At 33.0% G+C, this 17,512-nt stretch carries 17 protein-coding genes; 2 read left to right on the forward strand and 15 right to left on the reverse strand.

The window, feature by feature from the left end; all coding sequences use genetic code 11:
* Nucleotides 1-41: 41 nt before the first annotated feature.
* The 15 genes from DFR66_RS09315 to DFR66_RS09385 all read right to left on the reverse strand — a co-directional run bounded on the left by DFR66_RS09315 (nucleotide 42) and on the right by DFR66_RS09385 (nucleotide 15,070).
* The gene (locus DFR66_RS09315; protein WP_114754572.1) at nucleotides 42-779 is read right to left on the reverse strand and encodes a 3-keto-disaccharide hydrolase; all 738 of its coding nucleotides are present in this window, start codon (nucleotides 777-779) and stop codon (nucleotides 42-44) included.
* 29 nt (nucleotides 780-808) lie between these two features.
* Entirely contained in the window at nucleotides 809-2,266 is a 1,458-nt protein-coding gene (locus tag DFR66_RS09320) for a Gfo/Idh/MocA family protein (protein ID WP_114754573.1), read from the reverse strand.
* Nucleotides 2,267-2,365: 99 nt separating this feature from the next.
* Nucleotides 2,366-2,740 carry a c-type cytochrome gene (locus tag DFR66_RS09325; protein WP_114754574.1) on the reverse strand — a complete coding sequence of 125 codons (375 nt, stop codon included), beginning with the start codon at nucleotides 2,738-2,740 and terminating at the stop codon, nucleotides 2,366-2,368.
* 18 nt (nucleotides 2,741-2,758) lie between these two features.
* Entirely contained in the window at nucleotides 2,759-3,811 is a 1,053-nt protein-coding gene (locus DFR66_RS09330; RefSeq protein ID WP_114754575.1) for a sugar phosphate isomerase/epimerase family protein, read from the reverse strand.
* Nucleotides 3,812-3,849: 38 nt separating this feature from the next.
* A complete protein-coding gene (locus DFR66_RS09335) occupies nucleotides 3,850-5,010 on the reverse strand; it encodes a Gfo/Idh/MocA family protein (protein ID WP_242008657.1) in 1,161 nt (386 codons plus the stop codon).
* 10 nt (nucleotides 5,011-5,020) lie between these two features.
* Nucleotides 5,021-6,724 carry a GMC oxidoreductase gene (locus DFR66_RS09340; RefSeq protein ID WP_199755505.1) on the reverse strand — a complete coding sequence of 568 codons (1,704 nt, stop codon included), beginning with the start codon at nucleotides 6,722-6,724 and terminating at the stop codon, nucleotides 5,021-5,023.
* 52 nt (nucleotides 6,725-6,776) lie between these two features.
* Nucleotides 6,777-7,340, reverse strand: a complete 564-nt coding sequence (locus DFR66_RS09345; RefSeq protein ID WP_114754577.1) for a gluconate 2-dehydrogenase subunit 3 family protein — start codon at nucleotides 7,338-7,340, stop codon at nucleotides 6,777-6,779.
* A gap of 439 nt (nucleotides 7,341-7,779) precedes the next feature.
* Nucleotides 7,780-8,985, reverse strand: coding sequence for an ATP-grasp domain-containing protein (locus DFR66_RS09350; protein WP_114754578.1), 1,206 nt, complete (start codon nucleotides 8,983-8,985; stop codon nucleotides 7,780-7,782).
* Nucleotides 8,986-9,000: 15 nt separating this feature from the next.
* Complete coding sequence (locus DFR66_RS09355; protein ID WP_114754579.1) at nucleotides 9,001-9,831, reverse strand: type 1 glutamine amidotransferase; 831 nt, start codon at nucleotides 9,829-9,831, stop codon at nucleotides 9,001-9,003.
* A 39-nt stretch (nucleotides 9,832-9,870) separates the two neighbouring features.
* A complete protein-coding gene (locus DFR66_RS09360; protein WP_114754580.1) occupies nucleotides 9,871-10,980 on the reverse strand; it encodes a carboxylate-amine ligase in 1,110 nt (369 codons plus the stop codon).
* Nucleotides 10,981-11,048: 68 nt separating this feature from the next.
* Nucleotides 11,049-11,990, reverse strand: a complete 942-nt coding sequence (locus DFR66_RS09365) for an ATP-grasp domain-containing protein (protein ID WP_114754581.1) — start codon at nucleotides 11,988-11,990, stop codon at nucleotides 11,049-11,051.
* Nucleotides 11,991-12,008: 18 nt separating this feature from the next.
* Nucleotides 12,009-12,722: an esterase family protein gene (locus DFR66_RS09370; RefSeq protein ID WP_114754627.1), complete on the reverse strand. Its 714-nt coding sequence runs from the start codon at nucleotides 12,720-12,722 to the stop codon at nucleotides 12,009-12,011.
* A 299-nt stretch (nucleotides 12,723-13,021) separates the two neighbouring features.
* Nucleotides 13,022-13,417, reverse strand: coding sequence for a glyoxalase (locus tag DFR66_RS09375; protein WP_114754582.1), 396 nt, complete (start codon nucleotides 13,415-13,417; stop codon nucleotides 13,022-13,024).
* 119 nt (nucleotides 13,418-13,536) lie between these two features.
* Nucleotides 13,537-14,793, reverse strand: coding sequence for a mechanosensitive ion channel family protein (locus DFR66_RS09380; protein WP_114754583.1), 1,257 nt, complete (start codon nucleotides 14,791-14,793; stop codon nucleotides 13,537-13,539).
* Complete coding sequence (locus tag DFR66_RS09385; protein WP_114754584.1) at nucleotides 14,786-15,070, reverse strand: DUF3817 domain-containing protein; 285 nt, start codon at nucleotides 15,068-15,070, stop codon at nucleotides 14,786-14,788. The genes DFR66_RS09380 and DFR66_RS09385 overlap by 8 nt, the downstream gene beginning before the upstream one ends.
* A gap of 146 nt (nucleotides 15,071-15,216) precedes the next feature.
* Here DFR66_RS09385 and DFR66_RS09390 point away from each other — a divergent pair, with 146 nt between their 5' ends.
* A complete protein-coding gene (locus tag DFR66_RS09390) occupies nucleotides 15,217-15,744 on the forward strand; it encodes a DUF6155 family protein (protein WP_114754585.1) in 528 nt (175 codons plus the stop codon).
* 106 nt (nucleotides 15,745-15,850) lie between these two features.
* Nucleotides 15,851-17,395 carry a DEAD/DEAH box helicase gene (locus DFR66_RS09395; protein WP_114754586.1) on the forward strand — a complete coding sequence of 515 codons (1,545 nt, stop codon included), beginning with the start codon at nucleotides 15,851-15,853 and terminating at the stop codon, nucleotides 17,393-17,395.
* Nucleotides 17,396-17,512: the final 117 nt, after the last annotated feature.

The raw sequence follows: 17,512 nt of genomic DNA on the forward strand, positions 1-17,512 counted from the left end.
GGTTTTAATTTTGGTTTGGTTAGTTTTAGTTTTAATATTTATTACATTCCAGCTTCACATCCAGTTGTAATTTTCATAGTATTCCATTCTTTAATCATAATGTTTCTGAACCATACATTATCGCCGTGATCTTGCAAAGCAATTTTACCTTTCTTGAAGGCTGCAAATCCAGGCCAAGTAGCAAATTTACTGCCTGCAACTAAAGTTTTAAAATTGGCATCCCAAAGTGTTGTTTCAACAACTTTTACACCATTAACTAACATTGTAAGTTTTCCAAATTTACATACTAAATCTACCGAATTCCATTCTCCAACAGGCTTTACTGGTTCTGAAGTACTTTTAATTAAATCGTATAAATCACCAGCTCTGTGTTTTTCAATTTTACCGTCAGGATGACCATCATTGTCTAATACTTGCATTTCCAAACCAGTTTCGTAAGTGTTTTTGAATTTTGTCAAATCCTCATTCACATAGAAAATAATACCACTGTTTGCATTTGCTGCTACTTTCCATTCTAATTTCAAGTGAAAATTCTCGTATTCAACATCCGTTACAAGATCGCCTCCTTGACCATTTTGGGCAGCAGAAGGGTCAAAATGCAAGACACCATCTTCAACTTTCCAACCAGAACCAGCTGTATTTTTTCCATAGCTGTGCCAACCAGTTGTTGATTTTCCATCAAATATTGATTTAAATCCTTTAGGTAATGGTGCTTGTTGTGCATTTGCTGTTTGAATCAAAATCATAACAAATAATGAGGTACAAATATTTTTAATCATTTTTAAATTTTTGAATTAATACTAACTTTTTATAATGTTAAAGCTTTCCAACCTTGACGATAATCGCGTTTTACAAATTGATTTACTTCATCAAAATTAGTAATTCTCATAGCGTCATTGTCCCATAATAATTTTGCAGAACGTCCAGGATAAACTTCTTCTCCAAGTTCATCTCTCATCACATCATAACCTCTGATAGCAAGATTTGCCATTAATAAAGCTTCTGTTAAAGGACCTGCAATTTCAAAAGGTGAACTTAATTCTTTTTTTCCATAACCTGCAATGGCAGCTTCAACCCACTGTCTATAATGACCTTCGGCACCATCTTTTACTCTGGCGTATTTTTGAGCGACATTGAGATTTTCATTTTTACTAAGAGGTAATAAACGAGGATTTAAACCATAAGTATCACACATCATTTTTCCTTTTGTACCAGTAAATAAAGTTCCATTTCCACCATCACCAAAGATTTCATTAGGTCCTAGTTCAGAAGGTCTTTCCGGTTGAATTCCTCCATCCATCCAGTGAACTGCTATATCTCCTTGAGTCTTTTCGGTTTTTGGAAAAGTTAAAGTTACATGACTTGAGGGAGGACAACTTTCAGGGAAATAGCCTCTTTGAAATTCATCGACATAAACGGAGCCAACGCTGCATTGAACATCTTTTGCATATTTCAAGTTCAATACACTAAATGGGGCTTCCAGTAAATGGCAACCCATATCTCCTAAAGCACCTGTTCCATAATCCCACCAACCGCGCCAGTTAAAGGGCACTAATTTATTTACATAATCTTTGTAAGGGGCTGTTCCCAACCATAAATCCCAATCTAATTCAAGAGGAATATCAGCTTTATTAGCAGACCAAGGAATACCTTGAGGCCAAACTGGACGGTCTGTCCAAGCATGTATTGTATGGACATCACCTATCAAGCCTGCTTCATACCATTCTTTCATGATACGGGTACCATCATTTGAGGCTCCTTGATTTCCCATTTGGGTTACCACTTTATATTTCTTAGCAGCTTGAGTTAGAATACGCGCTTCATATATATCATGAGCCATAGGTTTTTGTACATATACGTGTTTCCCCAATTGCATGGCAGCGAGTGCTTGGATAGCATGATTATGGTCGGGTGTAGAAACTGAAACGGCATCAATATTTTTATGCTCTTTATCTAACATTTCACGCCAATCTTTGTAGAATTTAGCTTTAGGAAATGCGCTTACGCTTGCGGCTGCTCTTCTGGTGTCAACATCACACAAAAATGAAATATCAGCTTTTCCACTGCTTGCAAACATAGCAATATCCGATTTTCCTTTTCCACCAACTCCAATTCCAGCTATTGATAAACGATCACTTGGTGCGACAAAACCTCTACCTAAAACATGACGGGGAACAATCATAAACGCTGCAGCAGCTATAGCAGTTGTTTTTATAAAATCACGTCGGTTATTTGTGATTATATTATCTTCTTCTTTTTGTTTCATTTAATTTTAATACGTTTAGTTAATAGTAATAAAATAGCTATGTAAATGATTTATTTGATGAATATTATAAAGCAAAAAAAATATTCACAACTTGTAATCTTATTTTTTAAGAGATAAAATATACTTTGCCATCGAAGTTGCATCATTCTTTTTCAATGATGAATGCGCTGACATAGGAATAGAACCCCAAACACCAGATCCACCTTTAATAATTTTACCAGATAGATAAGCTACATTTTTATCGTTTAATGGATATTTTTTTGCAATATCTAAATAGGAGGGACCTATCAGTTTCTTGTCTAATTTATGACATCCGATGCAGTCTGATTTAGCAATTAATTTTTCGCCTTCAGATGTTTGATAAATAACATTAGATTTTTTTGTAATCTTGGTATAGTTTTTATAGGCATTGTCATTAGAAAATGAAGTTAGACTTACTAAAGCCAACCCAAAAAGCAAATATTTTAATTTCATTTTTTATCCATTTAAGTTTTATAACCCTAAGTTTTTTCTGTTAAAAGCCTGATTCGTTTCCACTGCAGCAAAATCATCAAATGCTTTTTCGGTTACTTTTATGATATGATTTTTTATAAATTCAGCACCTTCTCGGGCTCCATCTTCTTGATTTTTGATGCAACATTCCCATTCCATAACTGCCCAACCTTTAAAATCATATTGCGCTAATTTGCTGAAAATTGTTTTAAAATCAATTTGGCCATCTCCAGGAGATCGATAACGTCCTGCACGATTTACCCAACTTTGATATCCACCAAAAGTTCCTTGCTTTCCGGTAGGGTTAAACTCGGCATCTTTTACATGAAATGCTTTTATTCTTTCATGATAAAAATCAATGTATTGAATGTAGTCTAACTGTTGTAAAACAAAGTGCGAAGGATCATAGAGCAAACAAGCTCTGGAATGATTATTTACAGCTTTCAAAAACATTTCGTAAGTTTCTCCATCAAACAAATCTTCCCCCGGATGTATTTCATAACAAAGATCGATCCCATTTTGGTCAAACTCATTTAAAATAGGTAGCCAACGTTTTGCCAATTCAGCAAAACCGTCTTCTACTAAACCAGGAGGTCTTTGTGGCCAAGGATGAAAATATTGCCAAAGCAGAGAACCACTAAAAGTAGCATGTGCATTTAAACCTAAATTCTGAGAAGCTTTTGCAGCATATTTTAATTGCTGAACCGCCCATTCCTGTCTGGCCTTAGAGTTTCCATGTACATTTGCCGGAGCAAAAGCATCAAAAAAATCATCATAAGCGGGGTGAACTGCTACTAACTGGCCTTGCAAATGTGTTGACAATTCTGTGATTTCCAGTCCGTAAGAAGCAATTGTACCCTTAAGCTCTTCAGCATAGGTCTTACTTTCTGCTGCTTTTTGCAAATCAATGAATCGAGTATCTAATGTTGGCATTTGAATGCCTTTAAAACCTAAATCTGAGGCCCATTTACAAATTCCATCTAAGGAATTAAAAGGAGCTTCATTACTTATAAATTGAGCTAAAAATACTGCAGGTCCTTGTATTGTTGTCATAGTATATAGTATCTTAAACCTTTACGAATGGTATATTATTATAATACGAAAGGAGTCCATTTTTTATCTGATTGCGAAGATGCGACTACATTATCTATAAAAGCCATTCCTCTAACTCCATCTTCAACAGAAGGAAAATCTAACATTTCAGGAGTAGGTGTCGTACCTTCTAATTTGCAGTTAAGAGTTAAAGCAAAGTTCCTATAAATGTTAGCAAATGCTTCTAAATAACCTTCAGGATGTCCGCCAGGAGTTCTACAATTGTGTGTTGCAAATGAGGATAAATTAGCATAATTTGAACCTGCTCTTAAAACTTGAGCTGGTTCATCTAACCATCTAACCATTAGAGTATTGGGATCATGTTGAAACCATTCGACTCCACCTTTTTCACCGTAAACTCTTATTCTTAAAGCATTTTCTTCACCTGCTGCAACTTGTGAGGCCATTAAAACCCCTTTGGAACCATTGTCAAACTTTAACAAAACAGCTCCATCATCATCCATAACACGACCTTCGACTAAAGTGTTTAATTCAGCACAAACATCTGTAATTTTGGCTCCAGTAATATATTCAGCTAAATGCGCAGCGTGAGTTCCAATATCTCCCATAACGGAGCTTTTTCCTGATTTTTTGGGATCAGTCCTCCATGCGGCTTGGGTATTTCCTTCTCTTTCGGATAATTTACTTAACCATCCTTGAGGGTATTCAACCCAAACTTTTCTAATTTTTCCTAATTTTCCTTCACTGACCATCGCTTTGGCTTGCTTTACCATTGGATAGCCGGAGTAGGTATGTGTTAAACAAAGGATTAAACCTGTTTCTTCCACTTTTTGCTGCAATAATTTTGCTTCTTCCAATGAAAAAGTCATAGGTTTCTCAATTACCACATTAAAACCATGATCTAAAGCCATCATTGCAGGTGCAAAATGAGCAAAATTTGGCGTTACAATAGTAACAAAATCGATTCTCTCATCAACTGGCAAAGCCGCTTCAGCTTTAATCATTTCCTCATAGGTCAAATATGTTCTTGATTCCGGCAGAAATAACGCTTTACCAGATGCTAAAGCTGTTTCTGGTCTAATACTCAGTGCACCACACTTTAATTCAATTAATCCATCCATATTAGCGGCTAAGCGGTGAATTGCGCCTATGAAGGCATCTTGGCCACCACCAACCATTCCCATTCTTAATTTTCTCATAATGATGAACCTAAATATTTCCTTTTTTCAATTCTTTTACCGCATAATCACAGGCACGAGCTGTTAAAGCCATGAAAGTTAATGATGGATTTTGACAAGCTACAGATGGCATACAAGATCCATCAGTTACAAATACATTACTCACTTCGTGCATTTGATTCCATTTATTTAAGACCGAATCTTTAGGGTCGTTACCCATTCTTGCTGTACCCATCTCGTGTATAGCCATACCAGGATAACAATCATTATCATAGGTTCTTACATTTTTGATTCCAGATGCTTCCAGCATTTCTGCAGCATCATTCATCATATCCTCCCGCATTTTTGCTTCATTCTCTTTATATTCACAATCAATAGCCAAAACAGGTTGTCCCCATTTGTCTTTTTTAGTGTGGTCGATGTACACTTTATTTTCATAATAAGGCAGCATTTCCCCAAAACCACCTAGTCCCATACTCCACGAATCAGCAGGTAATGACATAGTAGCTTTGAAATTTTCACCAAAAGCTAGTTCAGCTACTTCTTTATGCCACAATCCTCTGCTGGCACCACCTTGATATCCAAAACCTCTTAAATAGTCTCTTTTATCATTCCCTACATTTTGGTACCTTGGAATATAAATTCCGTTGGCTCGTCTTCCGTACGTATATTTATCCTCAAAACCTTCTGCAGTTCCTTCCGCACCGCAACGGAAATGGTGATCCATTAAGTTATGTCCTAATTGTCCGCTGGCATTTCCCAAGCCATTCGGATGCGCTTCTGAAGTAGAATTTAATAAGATAAATGTTGAACCTAAAGTAGAACCATTTACAAAAACAATTTTAGCATAAAACTCCATAGTTTCATTTGTTTCTGCATCAATAACCATTACACCTTTTGCTTTTTTTGTGTCTTTATCATAAATTATGTGATTTACAATAGAGTAGGGTCTCACAGTCAATCTATTGGTTGCCATTGCTGCTGGTAATGTAGAAGATTGTGTACTGAAATATGCTCCAAACGGACAACCACGGCTACATAAGTTTCTGTATTGACAACTACCGCGACCTTTGTGAGGTACTGTTAAATTTGCAGTTCTACCAATTGTAAGAATACGTGTTTTATTATAATGTTTTTCTAATCTTTCTTTTACTGATTTTTCTACACAATTTAAATCCATTGGAGGTAAAAATTTACCATCTGGCAAAAGAGGCCAATTTTCTGCCTGCCCGCTGATTCCTGCAAATTTTTCTACATAATCATACCATTTAGTTAGGTCTTTATAGCGAATAGGCCAATCATTACCGTATCCATCTTTTGCATTATCTTCAAAATTATGGTCACTGAAACGGTAACTTTGACGTCCCCACATTAATGATTTTCCTCCCACGTGAAAACCTCTATACCAGTCAAAACGTTTGTCTTCTGTATATGGACATTCAATATCATTTACCCACCATTTTTCGGTAGCTTCATTATACGGATAATCTCTTGTTTGTACTGGATGTGTAGCGATTTGTTCTTGTGTCAGTTTTCCAGCGTGTTCAAATTCCCAAGGTGCTTTCATCGCGGATTCATAATCTTTGATATGCTCAATGTTCATTCCGCGTTCTAACATCAAAACCTTCATCCCTTTTTCAGTAAGTTCTTTTGCAGCCCAACCACCGCTAATTCCAGATCCTATTACAATAGCATCGTATGTATTTTCCTCTTTTAAATTGGTATTTATATTCACGAGTAGTATTTTTTATTTAATAAATATGTGTAACAAAAGGCTCCAATTACAATTAGTTAGTTGCCCAAGCTTTTTGTCCAGGTATGTAGTCAGCATTTCCATCGTAACGACCTGGAACAGGCAAATATTCACGCGCCTGAGTACAGCCTATTTCTGAAGAGTAATACCCCAAAATAGTTAAATCCCTCGCTATCAAAAAGAAAGAAGGTGCTTTATTTGTAGCAATTGCCTCATCCTTTAAGGAAGTCATTAGTTTTTGACGTTCTTCAATAGACATTGACAAGAAATCTTTGTTGAATTCTTTAGAACATTTATATTGCATTGCTTTTAACCCTGAGGCAAAAATTTCTTGCAAATTTGCAGGATAACAATCTTTAATAATCATTGGAATAAAAGCACCGAGTCCTGCAGTTTTTGCTCCCGGAGAAGATGCTGTAGTCGGAATAATGATATCTGCGAATTCAGCCAAAATCTCTTCATCCGTAGCAGAAAAAGAAACGTAATTTTTCTCTTTTTCGGGTAAAGTAAAACTTTGAAACAATACGCCCATAGTAGTTGCTGAGATTGCGCCTCCCATCAAAAACGCAACGTTTTTAAGTGCTTCTCTTCTATTCATTTGCTAAATATTAAAGTTATTGATTATTCTTAAATTATTATAACCTTACAATAATAAAGAAAAAAAAAGCAGCTTAATTTTTTTTATGTTAAATTATTGAACAATTCCATATTTTTCAAATTATTAAGGAAAACACTTTAGAAAATTCATAAAAATGTCATTCAAATCTAAAATTTTAAATAAAAAAATATTTTATCAAAGCAAAAAAGGAAGAAAAAACGTACCAAAAAATGAAATTTATAAAATTATTGAAAGTATTTTACTACAAAATATAATTGAATATTCGTTAAAACAAGTTTCAATGCGTTAAAATGACATTATTAAAAAAATAAGTCTAAAAATAGGAAAGAAAAAAATATGAGAAATAATGAAGAAATTAGAATTCTATTATAATTATAAAATAAAAAGCTTAGTAGATTAGTTAATTTTTAAAATGAAATTAATTAGACTTTGTTTGTCTTTCAAATAATCCAATAGTGCCGCCAACCCAATCTTTGTCTTTATTGAATTTTACACCAATCATTTCACCTCGACTCAAACGAACTAAGTTACAGAGTAGAGTAGGAGCTTCATCGTCTTTATTCCAAACACAAAGAACTCGTACTTCGGCTTTTACTTTTCCTTCTGGAGATTGTACTATGGGAATGTAGTTAACCTTCTTTTGAAGAATATAAAGCTCTTTTTCAACAACGGATTCTATATCTTCCTTGGTTACATGAAAAATAACCCCTGTTCCTGAAAATGAAAAAAGCGGTTTTAGAACATAGTTTTCTAAATCCTGTGGTATTTCTTTTAAGTCACTTAACAATGTTGTTTCAATAAAATATTTTCCCTTCAAGAAAGGTAAAATAAATTTACTGATTCTAAAAAACCAATTGGGATGACCCGCCCATTCTACCTCTAAATCATCTGAGAAACTAAAATTCAGTTGTAAATCGGTTCGCAAATTCAATTCATCAAAAATAACCCGATTATAAATTCTTTTTACCAGAATTTCATCCCCATTTGAATTTTTATAAAACAATCGTTTGTCTTTTTTTATCAACTCCGTAACACAAACAATTGGGATTCCAATGTCTCTTTTACAATAATAAAAATCAATTTTGGTGTTTTGTTTTTCTGGCTCAATTTCCAAGAGTATAACATTTTCTTTTGGATGATTATTGCAGATTGCTTGTTCTAAAATATCAGAATATTCCTTTGGAGTAATATCATTAATAAAAGGAGTCAGCTCCTTGAGAAAAGGATAGTGATTCTTGAACTTTTCATAGACATTCAACTGATAATTGTATAAAGAAGGAAAGCCTTGCACTTCAATAAGATTAGGAACAATTTCCCCTTCTTCTTCACAAATGCCAAAATCAATCGCTAAAAAAGTAGTGTGTCCATCCTCATTTGGAACTTTACTATTTAATTCTAATGATTTGTTTGTAAGCGATTTAAAGTCTTTCTTTTGAATAAAAGCTATAACTTCGTTACATCCTTCAATCAATTGAGATTGTAATTCTTTTGAAATAAAAAATGGTGTTTCGCCTAACCTAAATGTGGGCATGTAATTAAAATCGGAAGCTATATCATCTTTGAATTCCTGATATTTTTTTTCTGTAAATTGAGCATTAAATAACTCCCGATATTTTGAAATCATTTGGAAAGGATTGTATTAATTAGAAAGCATTTTTTTTGTTTTCATCAAGTCATTTATTGCTGTTCGGAGAAAATTAGGTATCAAAGTTTCATTAGTTCTATAAATTTTATCATCATCTAATAAATCTTCTAGCATATTTCTAAACTTTCGTTTCCCTTTCATTTCCTTTATTTTTTCCTTAACTTCTTTATTTCTCATGTGAGCAACAAAGCTTATAGGATCCGCCTCGGGATGAAATTGAGTGCCTACAAAATAGTCAGTAAATCGTACAGCCATAATCGCGCGTTCGTATTGCACATGATCCCTAATTTTTTCTAATGAAATAATTTTGGCTCCTTTTTTTGCAAAAACACTTAGTTTGGGCTGAACAACTTGATAATCTCTCGAATCTATTGCGTAAAAAGGATCAGCTAGACCTTCAAACAAAGGGTCTGTAACTCCTTCTTTGGTTTTATGAATTGTCATAACACCAAACGAAGTATCATTCCTTTTAGTTATTGTAGCTAAACCAAAATGCAAACAAGCCATTTGAAAAGAATGGCAAATAAAAAGTACATGCTTTTTTATTTCATTTTCATTATTCCATTTATTCAACAAATCAATAAACGCATAATACTTGACATCCCAATTTCCGTCACCTATTAATGGATTTCCAGGACCGCCTGTTGAAATATAAATATCAAATTCTTTAATTTCAGGCAATTCGCATTTTACTCGTACGTCGAATATTTCAAAACTAATCACAGGACTAAACCTGTTTATTACATCAATTATACACCGCATTCCCTGATTAGGTTCTCCGTTGTACATATCTAAAAGCGCAATTTTTATAATTTTATTTGGCATAACTATTTTTAAAAACAATTCGCAAAGATAATTTATATTTTACAATCCCCTTGTAAATTCTCCAGTTATAAAATCAACGACTTTACTTAGATCATTTGTTTCTTCAAAAACATTCAATTGTTTATCTGCTCCCGTACCATTTTTTAAAATCTGATGAACATAGTTTATATCCTCACGACTTCCCAATTCATCAACGACATCATCTATAAAATCTAATAATTCTAATATCAATATTTTTGTTTCCACTTCTTTTTGAAGCCCAAAATCAATCATATTATTATCAATACCATATCGAGCTGCACGAAATTTATTTTCCTTGATCAAAGCCAATCGATAGATATTAAAACTCGTATTATTCATGTTCAATTTGTAAAGTTTAGCTACTATTGCCTGAATAATAGCTACTATACAAATAGTTTCATCAACAGTTAAGCACATGTCACAAATCCTGAATTCTATTGTATTATAAAACGGATGCAAACGTAAATCCCACCAAATTTTCTTTGGATTATCAATACAATTTGTTTTTACCAAAGTATCTAAATAGTTTTCGTAAGAACTTACAGAATCAAAATATTCAGGCAATCCAGTTCTTGGAAACTTGTCAAAAACTTTAGTTCTAAATGATTTGTAACCGGTTTTTCTTCCTTCCCAAAAAGGAGAATTTGTCGAAAGCGCAAAGATGTGAGGTAAAAAATAGGTAGCCTGATTCATCAATTGCAAACCAATTTCCCGATTTTCAATCCCTACGTGACAATGCATTCCAAAAATCAAATTAGAACGCGCTGCATCTTGTAATTCATTGACAATATCGTGGTATCTTGGGTCGTCCGTTATCGGTTGGTCTTGCCATTTTGAAAAAGGATGCGTTCCCGCACCACCTACAATAAGGTTTTGTTTATCCGCTAATTCCACGATTTTAGAACGCAAAAACCGAATCTCATTTTTTGTGTCATTAACGCTATGACAGATATTTGTTCCTACTTCCACCACAGATTGATGCATTTCGGCCTTAACCTGCTCGTTTAATATTATTTTAGCACCATCTACAATTTTTGACAAATGCGATCGTAAATCTCTGGTATCAGGATCAATAATTTGATACTCTTCCTCTACACCAAGTGTAAAAACTGGTAATTTCTTTAACATAATTATTTTATTAGTGTTCAGTCGCAGTCGCAGTTTTCAGTCTGTTTACTGAATACCATGACTGAAAACTATTTTACTGCATCTTTTATAAAAGTTCCCCAAGTCAAATTCAATTTGCCTGGTTTTTGTTTTTTTGCGGCAGCAATAGCCATTTTTGCAGCTTCTTCAACTACCCATTCAAAATTCTCAGCACCTACCGAAGTTAATTCAGCATCAGGCGCAGGATTTCCAAAATCGATAGCGTATGGTATACCGTCACGAACGGCAAATTCTACTGTATTAAAATCATATCCTAAACCTTTGCAGAGACGTAAAGTATAATCTTTTATAGTTGCTAGTAACTTTTTATCCACAGGAGGCCCATCAATTACGTAACGCAAATGATGCGGATTTCTAGGTTCATATTGCATAATACGGACTGCTTTGCAACCCAAACAATAAACTCTAAAATATTCCGTAAAAACTATTTCTTCTTGTAACATCATCACCAGCTGTCCGGTTTCCTGATGTTTTTCCCAGAATTCTTCAATATTTTCTAATCGGTATACATTTTTCCAACCACCTCCAGCATACGGTTTCATGTAAGCAGGAAAACCAATATAATTAAAAATCCCTTCCCAATCCATTGGGTATTTTAAATTTCGGAATGATTTCCCGGTTGTATCAGTAGGATGTTCAGCCGAAGGAAGAATTACCGTATTAGGCAATGGAACTCCAAGTGTATCTGCCAAAGAATTATTGAAAAATTTATCATCAGCACTCCACCAAAAAGGATTATTAATTACGTTTGTTCCTGTTAATGCGGCATTTTTTAAATAAGCACGATAAAAAGGAACATCTTGCGAAATTCGGTCAATAATTACTGCATATTCTCCGTCTTGATTTTGAACCACTTTATCAATAGCAACAGCTTCGGCAATAATTCCTTTTTCATTTTTTGAATTGACACGATCAATAAATGCCTGCGGAAAGGTGTCTTCCATTCCAAATAAAATTCCGATTTTTTTCATATTGATAACTTTATAATTTTAAAAAAATTTAATTCTTGATAAATAATGCGGGAACATTTCTTTCCAAACAGGCCAGTCGTGCTTGCGTTCTTGACGAATATCTAACCAATGATGTATATTTCGGTCACTAAGAACTTTGCTGAGTTTTAGATTTGCGTCAAAACAAATATCCCAATTAGAAGTTCCTAAAACAATATCCATATTCCACAATTCATAATCATCAAGTCCGTACAAATAGTCTTCAGGACTGTTATAAAAAACATCATCGTTGTGAAAACCGTCCATAAAACTTTTGATATTAAAAGCGCCGCTCATAGAAAACATATGACTTACATAACCGGGATGACGAAAAGCAAAATTTGCCGCATGATATCCTCCAAAACTGCAGCCAGCAACAGCGACTTTACCTGATGAAGTATTGTTCTTTACTTTTTCAACAATTTCATGACAAATCATTTTATCGTATCTGACATGATTTTCTATGCGATGTATGGGATGAATATTTTTATTGTAAAAACTATCTTTATCTATACTATCAGGACAAAATATTTGAATTAAACCCTGTTCAATAAACCACCTTGCTGAATCAATTAATGCCATGTCTTTGTTTTCGTGGTAACTCCCCATAGAAGTCGGAAATAAGATTACGGGATATCCAGCATGTCCAAAAACCAGCATTTCAATATCTCTATTTAAATTTGTCGAATGCCATTTGAAATATTCTTCCTTCATAAAATTATTTTTAACAATTATAATGAAAAAAGTCATACAAATGGCAGTTAAAATCTAACTTAACTAATATTTATTATAAAAAAGATTAGAATTATTAAATTAGAATTAAATGGTAATTTTTAGTTTAATAAAGAGTCAATTTTTAAATTATAAACAACAAATCAAGTTGTTTTAACATATTGGAACTTTAAAAACTTAAGTCATTCAAGTTCTTAATTTCTATTAATTATTCCTTTAAATCAATATTTATTACTGTATGAATGATTTTATGAAAATGGGAAGTAAATAATCTACTGAATTTATTTAATTTCAAAAAGTTGAACTTGACTCTTTAATCGTTCTACAAGCATACTCATCATTCTTTTGTTGAGATTAGAAGAGTTTTGTATGTAAATGGTGTACTCATCAGCAGTGAATAATCCAATGATCATTCCTTTTAAAACATTTCTAAATTTGATGTCTTTCTGGATTGTTTTTTCTATGATTGATGTTTTTTTATCAGCAGAATGACTGTAAAAATCGACTTTGTTTTTAGTAATATAATTAGAAAATGACGCAACGAATAAATCATTTTGTAATTTTAAAATAGGTCTAAGCACTTCATTTTGAAATGATTCTTCTGTTGTAGATTGGGTTGTTACAGAACCAATAGTTTGTCCTCGAAATTCTCTAATAAAAGTATTACGCTTGTTCATTTTTTTTCTTTAAAATTAGAAAAAATAAGCGAAACAAAGTTTAAAATTTAGTTATTTAAAAGACACATCATCTAATAAAATGAAGAAAATGGATATAAAAAATGAAATTTAAACAACAATTAAACTTTAAAAGCATTTTCTGTGGAAGTTTCAAAAATTTCCAAATCAAAATATCCCACGGCTGCTACAATATGGTCAAATATGTCCGACATAATATATTCATAGTTTTCAAAACGTTTGTCATGCGCAAATGCATACACTTCAAGTGGAACACCGTGTGCTGTAGATTGCAATTGGCGACAAAGCATCAGCATTTCTTGATTTAACCCTGGATATTGAAATAAATATTCTGTGATATACTTTCGAAACAAGCCAAGATTAGTCAAATTTCGACCATTGATAGCGATTGATTTATCTATTTTATTAACTGCATTATATTCGTCAATTTCTAATTTTCTAGTGTCAATGTAATCCGAAATAAGATGGATTTTTTTCAAATCACTTAATTCGGCTTCTTCTAAAAACCGAATACTGCTTGTTTTAATAAGAATGTGTCTTTTGATGCGTCGTCCGTCAGAATTTAGCATTCCACGCCAGTTTTGAAACGAATCTGAACTTAAACTATAGGTGGGAATTGTAGTAGTAGTATTGTCAAAATTTCGAACTTTTACAGAAGCCAGATTAATTTCGATTACATCTCCATCAGCACCAAATCTATCCATGGTAATCCAATCACCAATGCGGACCATATCATTTATAGACACCTGAACACTAGATACAAAACCTAGAATAGTATCTCTAAAAATCAAGATAATAACTGCAGAAACCGCTCCCAAAATCGTTAACAGTTCTTTTTGATTGATATCAAATAACTTCGAGATAATTACGGTAATCCCAACTGTCCAAAGGACTATCATAATTACCTGAATAAAACTATCAATAGGTTTGTCGCTATAGCGTGGTTTTAATTTTAAATAATCTCTTAATGCATTAAAAATAGTCCTAATAATCCACAAAACTAAAATCACAATATATATTCCAACCAATTTCCCAAAAAAACCTTCCCAATATTCAAATCGGTCTAAAATTATTGGAACTGATTTATAAATAAATAACAACGGAATTAAATGCGCGATGTATTTAGCAGTTTTGTTGGTTACAAGTAAATCATCAAATTTTGTTTTGGTTTTTTGGGCAATAACTGCCATAATGGTTACCAAAATCAGCCTAAAAACAACATATATAGCATACGCCAAAACGCACAATAAAATAATATTGAGTACAAGACTTAAATAAGAAGCAGAACTGCTTCCTAATCCCCATTTTCTGAATACAGGATATAGAAAATTGAATATTTTTTCTATGAGTTTATACATTTTGCAAATATTTCTTATCTACATAAAAAGTTCCAAAAGGAATTAGGGAACCTAGACAAATGATTCCAAATTTTTTCCAATCCCAATTTTGTTCAAATTTTAGCATTATCGCTAAGATAATATAACTTACAAATAATACTCCGTGAGCCATTCCTATAGGAAAAAGTAAGGTTTTATAGAGAACTGGATTTGTGGGTTTTACAGCTAACATATTAGTAAATAAAGCCAAATAAGAAACTCCTTCGAGTAGTGCGACAATTTTGAAAATTTTAAGCATAAAAAATAAATTTGAGGTTAAACGTAAAAAATTAGGTTAGGAAAGGAGTACTTCTACTTTTATTTGTGTCAAAATTAAGTATTATCATTGATTTTCGGAGCATGGATTCCGAAAGTAAATTACTTTTGTAATCTTAAACTTTGATAATGAGCAAACGCGATTTAAAAAAATACTTAGCTGAATTGAATAAAGAGCAACTCGAAGAGCAAATTCTTGAATTGTATGAAAAATTTAGTCCCGTAAAAGTCTATTATAATTTTGTTTTCAATCCAAAGGAAGATACGCTTTTGCAAGAATGCAAACTCAAAATATCAAATGAATATTTCCCTTTCAAAAAAGTGGGAAGAAGAAGCAAACCAAAAATGCGACGTTCCGTTGCTCAAAAATACATCAAGCACTTTATAATTTTAGGCGTAGATCCGTTCGTAATTGCTGATGTAATGCTCTACAATATCGAAATTGCTCAAACCTTCTCATCAGAAAATGTAATAAAACAGGATTTGTTTTTCAAAAGCATGTTTAATTCTTTTGAGCAAGCCGTTATCTATTTAATTGCAAACGGAATTCTGAATGACTTTAAACCAAGACTATTAGCCATTCATAACGAAACAATTAACCAAAAGTGGTACAACGAACCTGAATTCGACGCTATAATTGAACGATTTGAATATTGAATGGTTTCATAAATGATTTTTATTTAATCAAAAGCTTTTTTTTTATTTAAAATTGTCAATTAAACTGTTTTTTAGGCGTATTTTTGCAAAAATCCAATAATAAGCAATGTCCCAAAACACTTTAGAAATAGAAATAGAAGACAAAAAAGAACTTTATGCGTACCAACAAGGCGACATTGACGCCATATTTGAACGTATAGATAATGCACCTCCACAACATCATTTGTTATATCAATTGCCTACTGGTGGCGGAAAAACAGTTGTTTTTTCAGAAATAGTGCGACGTTATTTATCACAACATGATAAGAAAGTGGTTGTTTTAACACACCGAATTGAGTTGTGTAAACAAACATCCAAAATGTTGAAAGGTTTTGATGTAAAAAACAAAATTATCAACAGTAAAGTAAAAGAACTTCCAGACCAGAATGATTATTCTTGTTTTGTGGCGATGGTCGAAACTTTGAAAAACCGTATCAATGATGAAAAACTACATTTAGATAATGTAGGATTAGTAATTATCGATGAAGCACATTATAATTCCTTCCGAAAATTATTAAGCTCTTTCAAAAATGCTTTTATTTTAGGAGTTACTGCTACACCTTTAAGTTCAAATATTAAATTGCCTATGCATGAAAGCTACGATGAGTTAATCGTAGGAGATACAATTAGTTCATTGATTGAAAATGGATTTCTGGCAAAAGCAATCACATACAGTTATGATGTAGGTTTGACATCTTTGAAAGTAGGTATCAATGGGGATTACACCGTAAAATCTTCTGATGATTTATACACAAATATGGCCATGCAAGAAAAATTGTTGCATGCTTACACGGAGAAATCTTTGGGTAAGAAAACCCTAATTTTCAATAATGGTATCAATACATCTTTATATGTATATGAAACTTTTAGAGAAGCCGGTTATGCCATTCGTCACTTAGATAACACAAGCAATAACGAGGAAAGAAAAGATATTTTACATTGGTTTAAGCACACACCGGATGCAATTCTTACCTCTGTTGGGATTCTTACCACTGGTTTTGATGAGCCTACCGTAGAAACAATTATTTTAAATAGAGCAACAAAATCGCTAACATTATACTATCAAATGATTGGTCGTGGTTCCAGAAAATTACCTGGCAAAGACACTTTTAATGTTATCGATTTAGGTAATAATGCCGCTCGATTTGGTCTATGGAGTGAGCCTGTAAACTGGCAACATATCTTCAAATCACCCGAGTTTTACTTGGAAAATTTACGTGATGATACAGAAATCGAATTGTATTTTAAATACAGTATGCCACCTGAATTGCGAGTTAAATTCAGTAAAACTGAAGTCGTAACTTTTGATGTTGATGAAGAGCACAAACTCATTATCAAACAAAATTTACGCTCTAAAGAAGTTTTGGAAAAATCATTAGAGCAACACGCTGCCATGTGTGTTGATAATTCTGAAACCTTGCAAGAAGCAAAAGCATTAGGGAAATTGCTGGATGATGATATCGATTGTCGCATCAAGCGATATTCAAAATGTTTGAGTCAGTGTAGTAAAAATTACCGCGAATGGCTAGTTGACGATTACAAATTAAAGTTAGTATTGTTAACAGGTAAAAAATATCGTGAAAAAATCATGAACGAACCGGACGAAGATTAATATTTCTTTTTCAAGGAGCTAATCCTGCTATTCGTTGTAATCTTTTCCTTTTTAAAGAAAAAAGGAAAAGGATTTCCACTGCTATCAGGGCTAAAAATTACGTTTACAAAACAACTA

Origin of the sequence: Flavobacterium glaciei, assembly GCF_003350545.1 — a bacterium.
Taxonomy (GTDB): Bacteria; Bacteroidota; Bacteroidia; order Flavobacteriales; family Flavobacteriaceae; genus Flavobacterium; species Flavobacterium glaciei.

Excerpts from the sequence above, each read along its gene's own strand:
- DFR66_RS09315 (WP_114754572.1), bottom strand. The coding sequence starts at position 779 with ATGATTAAAAATATTTGTACCTCATTATTTGTTATGATTTTGATTCAA.
- DFR66_RS09320 (WP_114754573.1), bottom strand. The coding sequence starts at position 2,266 with ATGAAACAAAAAGAAGAAGATAATATAATCACAAATAACCGACGTGAT.
- DFR66_RS09325 (WP_114754574.1), bottom strand. The coding sequence starts at position 2,740 with ATGAAATTAAAATATTTGCTTTTTGGGTTGGCTTTAGTAAGTCTAACT.
- DFR66_RS09330 (WP_114754575.1), bottom strand. The coding sequence starts at position 3,811 with ATGACAACAATACAAGGACCTGCAGTATTTTTAGCTCAATTTATAAGT.
- DFR66_RS09335 (WP_242008657.1), bottom strand. The coding sequence starts at position 5,010 with ATGAGAAAATTAAGAATGGGAATGGTTGGTGGTGGCCAAGATGCCTTC.
- DFR66_RS09345 (WP_114754577.1), bottom strand. The coding sequence starts at position 7,340 with ATGAATAGAAGAGAAGCACTTAAAAACGTTGCGTTTTTGATGGGAGGC.
- DFR66_RS09350 (WP_114754578.1), bottom strand. The coding sequence starts at position 8,985 with ATGATTTCAAAATATCGGGAGTTATTTAATGCTCAATTTACAGAAAAA.
- DFR66_RS09355 (WP_114754579.1), bottom strand. The coding sequence starts at position 9,831 with ATGCCAAATAAAATTATAAAAATTGCGCTTTTAGATATGTACAACGGA.
- DFR66_RS09360 (WP_114754580.1), bottom strand. The coding sequence starts at position 10,980 with ATGTTAAAGAAATTACCAGTTTTTACACTTGGTGTAGAGGAAGAGTAT.
- DFR66_RS09365 (WP_114754581.1), bottom strand. The coding sequence starts at position 11,990 with ATGAAAAAAATCGGAATTTTATTTGGAATGGAAGACACCTTTCCGCAG.
- DFR66_RS09370 (WP_114754627.1), bottom strand. The coding sequence starts at position 12,722 with ATGAAGGAAGAATATTTCAAATGGCATTCGACAAATTTAAATAGAGAT.
- DFR66_RS09375 (WP_114754582.1), bottom strand. The coding sequence starts at position 13,417 with ATGAACAAGCGTAATACTTTTATTAGAGAATTTCGAGGACAAACTATT.
- DFR66_RS09380 (WP_114754583.1), bottom strand. The coding sequence starts at position 14,793 with ATGTATAAACTCATAGAAAAAATATTCAATTTTCTATATCCTGTATTC.
- DFR66_RS09385 (WP_114754584.1), bottom strand. The coding sequence starts at position 15,070 with ATGCTTAAAATTTTCAAAATTGTCGCACTACTCGAAGGAGTTTCTTAT.
- DFR66_RS09390 (WP_114754585.1), top strand. The coding sequence starts at position 15,217 with ATGAGCAAACGCGATTTAAAAAAATACTTAGCTGAATTGAATAAAGAG.
- DFR66_RS09395 (WP_114754586.1), top strand. The coding sequence starts at position 15,851 with ATGTCCCAAAACACTTTAGAAATAGAAATAGAAGACAAAAAAGAACTT.